Source organism: Sporosarcina sp. Marseille-Q4943 (genome assembly GCF_943736995.1).
In the GTDB taxonomy this organism is placed as follows: Bacteria; Bacillota; Bacilli; order Bacillales_A; family Planococcaceae; genus Sporosarcina.
Genome location: NZ_OX031157.1, coordinates 1185675 through 1197446 on the forward strand (window position 1 = coordinate 1185675; position 11772 = coordinate 1197446).

Below are 11772 nucleotides of genomic sequence, written 5' to 3' on the forward strand. Positions count from 1 at the left end.
AAATGGACCAAGCCAATTATCAAAATGAAATTTTGCAGGCAATCTCTGAACTATCCTTGCTTGTGAAAGGCATTGAGAGCGATTTGAAAGAAACTCGAAGTGACTTGAAAGATTTACAAACAACCGTCGATTCAAATCACAAGACAGTGATGGAGCGAATTGATTTTACTGAGGACAAGCTCAGTGAAGAAATTAGAAAAGTCGATCGAAAGATGCTGATCTTAACGAATGAATTATTAGAGACAAAAGCCGATGTGCTGCGCATAGAGCAAACAAAATGATTAGATGCCAATGACCAAATCCCTTCGCTTGTTTGGTCATTGGCATCTTTTTTCACTCATCTTTCAACATTGGGCAATAGTTCGCCCGACAATGCGACCGCTGAATAGGCAGCCTCCTAAAAAGGTCCCTTCAAGAGCACGGTATCCATGTACGCCTCCACCGCCAAAGCCGGCAACTTCTCCTGCGGCATACAATCCGGGGACACGGCCCCCCGCTTCATTCAACACACGGCCGGACAAGTCCGTTTGAAGCCCGCCCAGTGTTTTTCTTGTTAAAATATTGAGCCTGACAGCTATCAATGGTCCGTTTTTCGGGTCGAGCAGCTTATGTGGTTTCGCAACGCGGATCAGCTTGTCGCCAATATAATTTCTCGCCCCGCGAAGCGCAGTAATTTGCAAATCCTTTGTGAATGTATTGTCCATCTCCCGGTCCCTTGCAAGCAACTGCCGCTCGATCTTGCTGGCATCGATCAAGTCGTTCCCCGCGACACGGTTCATTCCAGCCACCAATTCTTCTAGCGTTTCCGCCACGATGAAGTCCTCGCCGTGATCCATGAACGCTTTCACTGGAGCCGGCGGACCCGGAAGCACCCTCGACAGGACCTTCTTAATGCTCTTCCCAGTCAAATCCGGATTCTGTTCAGAGCCGGACAATGCAAATTCCTTTTCAATAATCTTTTCAGTGAGAATGAACCACGAATAGTCATAGCCCGTTTCCTTGATTGCCTGCAACGTCCCCAACGTGTCGAAGCCCGGGAAATTCGGTGCGGGGAAACGGTTCCCTTCCGCGTCAAGCCAGATGGAAGACGGCCCCGGTAAAATGCGGATGCCATGATGCGGCCAGATCGGACTCCAATTCCGGATGCCTTCCGTGTAATGCCACATCCGATCCTTATTCACAATCCTCCCGCCAGCATTTTCCGTTATCGCAAGCATCCGCCCATCGACGTGGGCCGGGACGCCTGAAATCATCTGTTTCGGGGGTACTCCTAAACGAGTTGGCCAGTTTTCCCTGACGAGATCGAAGTTCGCCCCGATCCCGCCACTCGTCACAACGACTGCGGGAGCCCCGTATGTAAATTCCCCGTTGATCGTTCGGGAGCTCTTTTCCCCTCTCGCTGCGTCGCTCGGTTCGAGTTCAGATCCCTTCACACCGACAACTGCTCCCTTTTCAACAAGCAGCTCATCCACCTGATGCCGCGGCTTGTAGTCGACAAGCCCGTTGGTCATCCCTTCACGGACCATTTGCTCGAACGGTTTCACGAGCCCAGGTCCCGTTCCCCACGTAATATGGAAACGCGGCACTGAATTGCCGTGCCCTTCAGCTAAATAGCCCCCTCTTTCCGCCCAGCCCACGACCGGGAAAAACCGGACGCCAAGCGAATGAAGCCATTCCCTTTTTTCATTCGCAGCAAAATCCACATACGCTTCCGCCCATTTTATTGCCCAATGATCTTCATCATCGAGCCGGTCGAATCCTGCACTTCCCATCCAGTCTTGCCAAGCGAGCTCCTTTGAATCTTTTATGCCAAGTCTCCGCTGCTCCGGCGAATCGACTAAAAACAATCCCCCGAACGACCACCACGCCTGCCCGCCCATCGACGTCTCCGGCTCTTGGTCTAGTAAAAGCACCTTTTTCCCCGCTTTAATCACTTCCGAAGCGGCCACCAAACCGGCGAGTCCAGCTCCCACTACAATGACATCATAGTCCATTTCGCTTCCCCCAATGTTAATAAATCCCACAATCCACCTTTCGCCAAATACATTTCCAATTCCTTCTTTTCGTTGCGAACAGCAACGTATACATCTTTCGCTAGCGTGCATAGTACGTGTAGGAGGTGAATGGTCGATGAATAAAAACAATAAGAAGACAATGAATGAGAGAACGCATAATAGCTTTGACACTTACAAAGAGGCACACAACACAAACAGCAATACGAATAATCCAGGCGAAAACCGCACACAAGAATTCGCAGAAGACTTTGACGCAAAAGCACGAAAAGAACAGCGGGATGATCGAGAACAGTAAAAAACAGGTGAGGGAAATTCCTTCACCTGTTTATATTTAGTTTAAAGAATTCCGCTTTTGTCGCGGAGCGCTCTTGCTTGTTTTTATTCAAAAAAAGTGACGCCCAACTGGTCAAGCACCCATTTCGGCACGACGAATCTCGCCGTCATGAGCGGGTCGACGATTTGGCAAATTTCCGATTGTCCGACTGCACTCATTAACATCGTCACTTCACTTACAGGAAGAGACGACTTGTCTGCGATGCGCTCAATCATTTCCACCGCGGCCGTTTTTGCCGCTTCGTCGAGAGTCAGAGCGGACACGATTTGCGTGAACACCTCTTCATTTTCCAACATCGGATGATGCAAGGACACGCCTTTAATGACTTCGAGGGTTACGGTCACTTCCCCAGCAACTTCAACGCCTGACACACTTACTTCGCCATCGCCCATCGCGGCATGCAGATCGCCGAGCGCGAACAATGCCCCTTCCGCGAACACCGGAAAGTACAACGTAGCTCCTTCTGTCACCATTTTATTATCCATATTTCCGCCATGCGCGCCAGGTGTTCCGCAATTTACGCCTTCTCCTTCTGGCGCAACGCCGATGACGCCGATCATTTTATTCACAGGGATTTGTAGATTATTGAACAAGACTTGGCCATCTTGGATTGGCAATATTTTTGATTCCATTTTCGATAGAGCATGTCCCATCACACCTAGATCCGGGCCGACGACCATGACGCCTTGGTCCCCGATATCGATTCGCTCGATCTTCACTTTCAGCACATCGCCCGGCATTGCGCCTTCAACGTAGAGCGGCCCCGTCGCCGGATTGATTTTATTCCAATCGATCGCTGTCACTTTCGTATCCGCGGATTGAATTTGATTTTGAAAACAATCGTACGTCTGAATCGTCACCGTCGAACCAGCCGCAATCGTCCGGATCGGCTTATGCACCTTATTGAAATCATAAATGATGCCTTCCTCGTATCCAATCTTCATTCCACTATCCCCTCTCGCAAATAGTTTCCATGAGTATACTAAACTTTATAGGTTTGTACCAATGTCATAGAACAAACTCCATACCTTCCTCTGCAATATGGAATCCTTTCATTTCAAGCTCCTTCCGAACTGTTCGGTCCCTGTCAAGCGCGGGATTCGAGTGATTGAGATGAATGAAATAAATCTCTGTCTGGTCCACTAGATCTTGTAATCGCTCCATTGTTTCGGTCATGAGCGGATGAGGAATTTCCCGATAGTCCCGTCCGATCTTTGCAAGATCTTCAGGGGAATGAAATGTGCCGTCAAGTAAGCAGATGTCCGCTTCCTTGCACGCTTCATAAATGTCCTTGTCCCATTGTTCCCATCGATCGATGTCCGGAATGTACAACACTTTCTTCTTCGTCCCTGTAATCCAAAACGCAAATGTCTCAGAGAATTCATTTCTATGAGGGACGTCAACAGGTGTAACGGTTACATCCGGTGAAACCTCAATCGCTTGCCCATCATGCATTTCTTGTAGGTCAATATTGTGAAGCTTTGTTAATTGGCTCCAAGGTGCTTGTTCTTCCAACAGATTCTTCATTTTCACTCCTGCCAGTACCGGGATCTTTTTTGCACCGATCGCTTCTCTCCCTAAAAATAATAATCCGGGATAATGGCCTAGATGAGCATGCGTTAAAAAGATGCTCGACATGAGCTGCCCTTGCAGATTATGCTTCATCTGCACTCTTGCCATCTGCTCTTTCATATCTGGCGTTGCATCGATCAAATGCCAAGCCTTCTCTTCAGGCAGCACAATGGCTAACGACGCTGCAGTGCGCCTAAATGAAGGATTTTCTATGGCTTCCGTACAGTTTTTACAGAAACAATTTGGATGTGGAAGACCGGCATCTTGAGCCGTTCCTAACACGTGTAAAATGACTTTGCTCATAGCGAAATTGCTCCTTTCGGTTTTATTTCATTTACCTTCTGATAGCTCTTCTTTGTAATGGTCCAGCCGGTGAAACCGAAAACGATATTAATTAGCGGGACTAAAAACGCAAAGAATGCATATGGGATAAATTGTCCTGGACTGACCCCTAGAGTACTTGCTGCAAAAATCGCCGGAACACCCCATGGTACGAGGTTAATGCCTACCGTACCCGCCGCTTCAACACATCTGGAAAGGTTTTTCGTATCGATTCCCATCTCTTTATACGTATGGACAAATGTTCTTGCCGGTAAAATAATCGCTAAAAATTGTGCTCCACTTGCGAATGCCACGACAAAAGTCGATAGAATGGTCGTGCTGATTAACGTTCCCGTTGAACGGACACCCGCTATCATTTTTCTTGTGACCACTTCAAACGCCCCTGTTTCTTCTAAAATCCCGCCTAAAGCAGTGGCGATGACTAACAACCCGATTGTCCCCAACATCGATAACAGACCGCCTTTATTCAACAAGGAGTCTACAGTAGCTATCCCCGAATCCACTGAAAATCCACTCGTCATGACTTGTGCGATTAAGGAAATGGAAGAGCCCTGAACGATTACTGCTAATACGGCACCTAATAGTCCTACAATGGTCAACGCCGGAATGGCCGGTACACGCATCATCATCAAAACGATTGTAAATACGGGCATCAGCAACAGTAGTGGATGAATGGTGAATACATCTCCCAATCCTGTTTTGATTAGATCGATGCCATTCGCATTAACGGCATGCGTTGCTGCACCTGAAAGACCGACAAACCAATATAAAATAAGTGCAATGGCAAATGCGGGAATCGTGTCCCAAAGCATGTGCTTGATATGGCTGAATAAATCCGTTTCAGCCATCGCTGGAGCGATGTTTGTCGTATCGGACAACGGCGAGAGTTTATCACCAAAGTAGGCTCCCGAAATGACTGCGCCCGCGACTAGCCCCGGAGGAAATCCCAATCCCTCTCCAATCGCCATGAAAGCAATCCCGATCGTCGCGATGGAGGTAAATGAACTTCCTAATGTGATCGAAACAATTCCCGTAATGAGTGCCACCAACGGAATGAACAAGGAAGGTTCAATGATCGATAAGCCATAGTAAATCATCGTTGGGATCACACCACTGGCAATCCAAGTTCCAACAATGATCCCGATGATCAGTAAGATAAAAACTGCGGGCAATGCTCGGGATACCCCATTGACCATCATTTTTTCGATCTCATGCCAACTCCAACCAAAAATTTTCGCAATGACCGCAGCAACAAAAACCCCGATAAGTAATGGGACATGCATCCCAGCCTTCCAAATGAAAATCGATGAAGCTGCCGCAATTAATAATGCCAATATCGGGATAATTGAGGCTACGAAAGTTAGTTCCTTTTTCATTGATGACATCTCCTTCTTCATTGGCGATACAATTTTTGAACGTTTGAAAATAAAAACAAAAAAACCCCATCCATCCCTTGGAAAGGGACGAAGGAGTTCTCCGCGTTACCACCCTACTTGATGAGCCGATACGAAATCGGCCATCCACTTCATGTCAAATTGAGAAAAATCGATGGCGTACTTCACCCTGATTGCTGCCTGAATTCTCACCACCCATTCAGTCTCTTGCCGCTGCACACAATCGAATTACTGCACCACCTCTCAATATCTATGTAATTGAAATACTTCTACATAAAAGTTATTGCTATGAATCTTATCATGCTCATCTGAGAAGTCAAGTCTTTTTTTAGTCAGAATTGTTTCGGTGCCTGTTTCGGTGCCTGTGCACCACACATTTATGACAATTCAATTCAGGGTATATAAATACAAAAAGAAGCCAATCAAACGTTAATTTGAATGGCTTCCTCTTTTTTCACATGCAATTGTAGTGCATAATCTGAATTGTTTGGTGCACAGGCACCGATTTAAAACATCCCGTTCTCATTTGGGGATTCTTCTGGTACTGGTTGGCCGACATCCCACATTTCAATAATTTTGCCTTCAGAAAAGCGGAAAATATGGATGGCTGCGCCTCCGAGATCAACCGGGTTCTGTTTGATGTGGGAATAAACCATCACCATTTCCCCCTCTTCAATCGTCTGTTTCACTTCAAGCGTCTTGTTCGGACTCATGCCGTCATTCTCTTTCATCGCATTTTTCAGCGATTCTGCATCCCCGGGGAAATATGGATTATGGTGGCGAAGGTCAGAGCTCACGTACTTTTCATACGCTGCGTCAATGTCCCCCGCTACGATCAGTTGAAGAAAGTCCACTGCTTGCTCTTTAAATAAGCCCATGTATTTACAATCCTTTCTAACTCGTCATTTTTTTGGTACAACTGCCCAATCATTTTCGGCAGCTCCTTTAGTATTTTTAACTATTGCGTTACATGCGTTTATTCACTTGTCCGCCCTCCGAATACAATGACTCTATAATCTGCAGATTATATCATTCTTTAATGGAGGGAGGTGCTGTGATTGCCTTTCACTACTGGTCCGATTGAAAATACCGGGAATCTGCCGGCAAATGCAACCAACGTCCGAATCAAAATCCTCAATCTTACGGGTGGAACACTCACTGGAGTTGTCCGCGTCTTCAGACTTAATGGGACAAGACAACTAATTTCATCCACTAACTTTAGTGTAAATACAAATGCGTCGACTTTAATAACTCGGAATTTAGGTGGATCCCCAGAGTACGAAGTGGAAATTGTTCCGAATCAAAGCGGAGGCTTGTACTCAGTTTACGGAAGAACAGCAGCAGGTGTAATCATCGCTGCACAACGTGTTCTAAACTCGGAATTGACACCAATTCAATAATCGATAGAAGATCCATTCATGAATTGGACCGCTAGGGAGAGGGCCATTCCCCTGATTTTGGGATAAGCCCTCTCTTTTTATCTAGACGATTAGTAATATTCTCCATACAATCGATAAGTCCTCTCTCTCAGAAGAAATAAAGTAAATGGGTGAAAAATTATATTTTTTATATTTTTAACAAATCTTTAACCTTAAATTCATACCAGATTAATAATCCAACTCTATCATTACTAATGAGTTTACTACTTTCATTGAGGGGGATTCAACATGAAGAATCGTTTCAGAAAGAAAGCAGCAGGCATCTCAATCGCTGCTGTTGTAGCATTTTCCGTATTAGGTTTTGGCTACAATAGCATCACGGAGGCAAAGAACAAGAAGAATGAACCTACCAACGTCATTATGATGGTGATGGATGGAACGAGTGCAGGTGCTACCTCTCTCGCCAGATGGTACAAAGGCGAGGACCTGGCAATGGATGAAATCGTAGTCGGAGGTGTGCGGACGCATTCAGCTGAATCAGCGATCACCGATTCTGCGCCCGCTGCAACGGCTTTGGCGACGGGATATAAGAGCAATGATAAGGTTGTTGGACTTCTTCCGGCGCTCGTCAATTCACCAGGAGTTGAATCGGTTGATCCCGAGGATGCCTACAAGCCAGTTGCGAACGTATTGGAAGGTGCAAAGCTGTTAGGTAAGTCGACAGGAATTATCTCTACATCTGAAATTCAACATGCGACACCTGCAGGCTTCTCTTCCCACGTAACACACCGCAGCAACTACCAGGATATCGCTGAGCAACAAGTGTACCAGGAAATTGATGTTGTTCTTGGGGGAGGAAAAGAATCCCTATTACCTGGTGAAGGAAGAAATTCCCGCGTCGACGGTGAAGATTTAACTAAAGTACTCGATGAGAAGGGATATGACTTTGTCGAAACACGTGATGAGCTGTTGCAATCGAATTCAGATAAAATTTGGGGCTCCTTTGCTCCTTCGGCTCTCGCCTACGACTTTGACCGACAAGCGACGAGCAATCAAGAACCAACGCTTGCCGAAATGACGAAGAAAGCGATCGATACCCTCTCCCAAGATGAAGATGGCTTCTTCCTATTCGTCGAAGGAAGTAAAGTCGATTGGGCGGCGCATGCAAACGACCCGATCGGCATCATCAGTGATGTATTGGCATTCGATGATGCGGTAAAGGAAGCATTGGAATTTGCGAAAAAAGACGGAAATACGATGGTCATCGCAGTGAGCGACCACGGAAACAGCGGGATTACTATGGGGAATGTCAACACGAATGGCAACTACCCTGAAATTCCAGTTTCTGCGTATATCGATCCTTTGAAGAAAGCGACGATGACGGCTGAAGGTGCTTTGAAGCAATTAAACGACGATCGTTCCAATCTGAAAGAAGTCGCTGAATTATATGGCTTGGACAACCTGACAGAAACAGAAATCGAGGCGTTGAAAGCTTCGAAAACGTTGCAGGCGGATATGACGAAAATGCTTGCTGAACGCGCTAACATCGGGTTCTCGACAGGTGGCCATACCGGGGAAGATGTCTTCCTATACGCCTTCGGTCCATCAAAACCGTACGGATTGATTGATAACACAGACATTGCAAAATCAATGGCGGCCTTCCTAGGATTCGATCTGAATGGTACAACGGACAAGCTCTTTGTCAACGCACGCGAGTCATTTGAGAAAAAGGGCTATCAGACGCGTATTGATGTGACAGACGAGAACAACCCAGTATTCATTGCAGAGAAGCAAAATAGCAGGATCGAACTGCCTGTGAATAAAAACATCGCCCATGTAACGCAAAACAAAAAGTCATTCACTAAGACTCTTGACGGTGTAACCGTTTATAACGGCAAAGATTTCTATGTATCGGAAGCCGCATTAAACATGTCGAAATAACGTAAATGTAGAAATAAACAGTAGTCAGCCAACGAAATTTTATGTTGGCTGACTTTTACTTTTTAGAATATGCATGAGTGAATTGTGCCGGTGCCTGTGCACCACACACTTATGACTATTTAGGATGATGGTTATTTATACATTAATTGTTTGAACAAAAGGCTTGCCTATAACATTCACACATTGAATCTATGCAATTGTAGTGTATGGACTGAATAGTTCGGTGCACAGGCACCTCAATCTTGTGTCTATGTCGGCATCCATCGCGAGTTACAGTACTTTACTTAAAAATGACTTTGTTCGGCTTTCTTGTGGATTTCCAAACAATTCTTCGGGTACATTCTCTTCTACGATGTAGCCCCCATCCATAAAAATAACACGGTCCCCAACTTCACGCGCAAAACCCATTTCGTGCGTCACAACGATCATTGTCATTCCTTCCAACGCAAGTTGTTTCATTACAGATAGCACTTCCCCTACAACTTCGGGATCGAGTGCAGAAGTAGGTTCATCGAAAAGCATAATTTTAGGGTTCATTGCTAACGCCCGAGCAATTGCCACGCGCTGCTTTTGTCCGCCTGAAAGTTCGCTTGGCGACGCATGCGCTTTATCGGACAATCCGACTTTTGACAGCAACTCAAGGGCTTGCTTTTCAATAGACTGCTTATCACCTTTTCGTAGTTTTAAAGGTGCGTGCATAATATTTTGAAGAACGGTCATATGTGGAAATAAATTGAACTGTTGAAAAACCATCCCGACATTCTCTCTTACTTTATTAATATCAAGCTTCGGATCTGTTATATCTTTTCCGTCAATGATTACATGACCGCCCGTAATTCCTTCCAAGCGGTTTAAGCATCTAAGAAACGTACTCTTACCTGAACCAGATGGTCCGATTACACATACAACTTCCTGTTCCTTAATTTCAACATTTATATCTTTTAGTACTTCAAGTTCCCCAAAAGACTTCTTTAAATTTCGCACTTGAATCAATGTCATTTAATTTTGTACCTCCTTTCAATAAAGCTGGAAAGCAACGACATTAGGTAGATGATTACAAAATAAATGATGCCAACTGTCAACCATACTTCAAATGGTTTGAACGTTGTACTCGCATGAACCTTTCCTCTTTGAACAATATCAGCAATCCCGATAATGGATAAGAGGGAGGTATCCTTGAAACTAATAATGGATTGATTAGTGATAGTCGGCAACATCGTTCTAAACGCTTGTGGCAACACAATGGTTTGCATCGTTTGCACTTTAGTAAGACCGAGGGATCTCGCAGCTTCAGTTTGCCCTTTGTCAATCGACAGAATTCCTGCACGGATTATTTCAGAAAAATAGGCCCCTGCATTAATTGAAACAGTTAAGATCCCAGCAACTGTCCGGTCTAATGAAACGAACTCCAGTCCATTCAATCCAAAATAAATGAAGAATAGTTGAACAATAAATGGAGTTCCTCGAATAATATCCACAAATACTTTTGCAATCCAATTAAGCGGTTTTATAGTTGTTAACCGCATGAGTGCAGTTACTAATCCAATTAAAAAACCAAAAATAATTGAAAAGAAAAAGATATAGAGTGTCACTTTCATTCCTAGTATTAGATAGGGAAATGCGGCAATTATTGTTTCCATCTACTCATCTCCTTTTGAGAACACTCCGAATCACCTACTGCTTTAGCGACAGCAGAGGCGTGATTGTAAAGGACCTATCGTGAATTTTATCTTTCCGAGTCTATAAAAAAATATAGCGCGGAAAACACGCTATATTTTTACGTTTCTATTTATTCACCAAGGTATTTAGCCAAAATCTCATCGTACTCCCCGCTATCACGAAGTTCTTGTAATCCATCATTAATTTTCTTTAGAACATCACTGTTCTTTCCTTTAAGAACTGCAATTCCATATTGGTCTCCGTTTAAACGTTCCCCTACAATTTTTAAATTGAGACTGTTTTGCGAGATTGCATATGCAATGACAGGGTAGTCTTCAATAAGCGCATCAGCATTTCCATTTTGAACTTCCTGGAACATTGCCGGGCTGTCATCAAACTGAACAACTTGGTAGCCATATTCACTTTCATGTTCTTGAGCAAAACTTGCACCAGTTGTACCATTTTTAACTGCAATCACTTTGCCTGATAAATCCTCAAGTGAATTAATATCTGTCGTTTTACTATTAATGACTAATGACAAACCTGCATCAAAGTACGGATCCGAAAAATCAACAACCTCTCTCCGCTTGTCAGTTATACTCATACCCGCGATTGCAATATCAAGTTGGTCTGCTTGCATCGCTGGGATAATTCCACCAAAATCCATTGCGTCAAACTCTATTTCAAATCCTTGGTTCTTTGCAATCGCTGAAATAATATCGATATCAATTCCCGTAAGTTTGCCATCCACTTCAAATTCAAAAGGCGGATACGTATTGTCGATTCCGACTCTATATTTTGTTCCTCCCTCTGAACCAGTACTCTTATTGGAGCCACATGCTGCAACCACAAGCATAAAGGACAACAATAAAACGAAAGCACCAAATTTCTTCATAGTTCATTTCCCCCTTTTTTCATTTCACAATAAATATATCATAACGACCATCAGATTGTTAGCTGTATTTCAAAAATTCTATCTAATTGTTTCTGTTCTAAAGTTTACAAGATATTTTTGCCAACGAAATAGAATTGTCCATAATTCGGCACCTTTGATTGAACTTTTCAAACGGTGCCTGTGCACGGCACATTTATGACAATTCAACAAATTGAATTTATATTCAAATGTAAAAAAGTGA

Annotated in this window: 12 protein-coding genes; 4 read left to right on the forward strand and 8 right to left on the reverse strand. The window is 44.4% G+C overall.

Features of this window, described 5'->3' with window-relative positions:
• Positions 1-2 precede the first annotated feature (2 nt).
• Positions 3-281: a hypothetical protein gene (locus NIT04_RS14855; protein ID WP_252504314.1), complete on the forward strand. Its 279-nt coding sequence runs from the start codon at positions 3-5 to the stop codon at positions 279-281.
• A gap of 63 nt (positions 282-344) precedes the next feature.
• Here NIT04_RS14855 and NIT04_RS14860 read toward each other — a convergent pair whose 3' ends face one another.
• A complete protein-coding gene (locus NIT04_RS14860; protein ID WP_252504315.1) occupies positions 345-1994 on the reverse strand; it encodes an FAD-binding dehydrogenase in 1650 nt (549 codons plus the stop codon).
• Between the two features lie 136 nt (positions 1995-2130).
• On the opposite strand from NIT04_RS14860, the gene NIT04_RS14865 reads away from it, so the two are divergent.
• A complete protein-coding gene (locus tag NIT04_RS14865) occupies positions 2131-2310 on the forward strand; it encodes a hypothetical protein (protein WP_252504316.1) in 180 nt (59 codons plus the stop codon).
• A gap of 83 nt (positions 2311-2393) precedes the next feature.
• Here NIT04_RS14865 and NIT04_RS14870 read toward each other — a convergent pair whose 3' ends face one another.
• The 4 genes from NIT04_RS14870 to NIT04_RS14885 form a co-directional block, all read right to left on the reverse strand.
• The gene (locus NIT04_RS14870) at positions 2394-3293 is read right to left on the reverse strand and encodes an acetamidase/formamidase family protein (protein ID WP_252504317.1); all 900 of its coding nucleotides are present in this window, start codon (positions 3291-3293) and stop codon (positions 2394-2396) included.
• 64 nt (positions 3294-3357) lie between these two features.
• On the reverse strand, positions 3358-4224 hold the full coding sequence (locus tag NIT04_RS14875; RefSeq protein WP_252504318.1) for an MBL fold metallo-hydrolase: 867 nt from the start codon (positions 4222-4224) through the stop codon (positions 3358-3360).
• Complete coding sequence (nhaC, locus tag NIT04_RS14880; protein WP_252504319.1) at positions 4221-5639, reverse strand: Na+/H+ antiporter NhaC; 1419 nt, start codon at positions 5637-5639, stop codon at positions 4221-4223. The genes NIT04_RS14875 and nhaC overlap by 4 nt, the downstream gene beginning before the upstream one ends.
• Before the next feature lie 524 nt (positions 5640-6163).
• Positions 6164-6535: a nuclear transport factor 2 family protein gene (locus NIT04_RS14885; protein ID WP_252504320.1), complete on the reverse strand. Its 372-nt coding sequence runs from the start codon at positions 6533-6535 to the stop codon at positions 6164-6166.
• 180 nt (positions 6536-6715) lie between these two features.
• Here NIT04_RS14885 and NIT04_RS14890 point away from each other — a divergent pair, with 180 nt between their 5' ends.
• Together NIT04_RS14890 and NIT04_RS14895 are read left to right on the forward strand one after the other, a co-directional pair.
• Positions 6716-7057: an ATPase gene (locus NIT04_RS14890; RefSeq protein WP_252504321.1), complete on the forward strand. Its 342-nt coding sequence runs from the start codon at positions 6716-6718 to the stop codon at positions 7055-7057.
• A gap of 267 nt (positions 7058-7324) precedes the next feature.
• Complete coding sequence (locus tag NIT04_RS14895) at positions 7325-8977, forward strand: alkaline phosphatase (protein WP_252504322.1); 1653 nt, start codon at positions 7325-7327, stop codon at positions 8975-8977.
• A 270-nt stretch (positions 8978-9247) separates the two neighbouring features.
• On the opposite strand, the gene NIT04_RS14900 is transcribed toward NIT04_RS14895, so the two are convergent.
• The 3 genes from NIT04_RS14900 to NIT04_RS14910 all read right to left on the reverse strand — a co-directional run bounded on the left by NIT04_RS14900 (position 9248) and on the right by NIT04_RS14910 (position 11531).
• A complete protein-coding gene (locus NIT04_RS14900; protein ID WP_305880111.1) occupies positions 9248-9976 on the reverse strand; it encodes an amino acid ABC transporter ATP-binding protein in 729 nt (242 codons plus the stop codon).
• Positions 9973-10617: an amino acid ABC transporter permease gene (locus NIT04_RS14905; RefSeq protein ID WP_252504323.1), complete on the reverse strand. Its 645-nt coding sequence runs from the start codon at positions 10615-10617 to the stop codon at positions 9973-9975. The genes NIT04_RS14900 and NIT04_RS14905 overlap by 4 nt, the downstream gene beginning before the upstream one ends.
• A gap of 149 nt (positions 10618-10766) precedes the next feature.
• Positions 10767-11531, reverse strand: a complete 765-nt coding sequence (locus tag NIT04_RS14910) for a transporter substrate-binding domain-containing protein (RefSeq protein WP_252504324.1) — start codon at positions 11529-11531, stop codon at positions 10767-10769.
• Positions 11532-11772 lie beyond the last annotated feature (241 nt).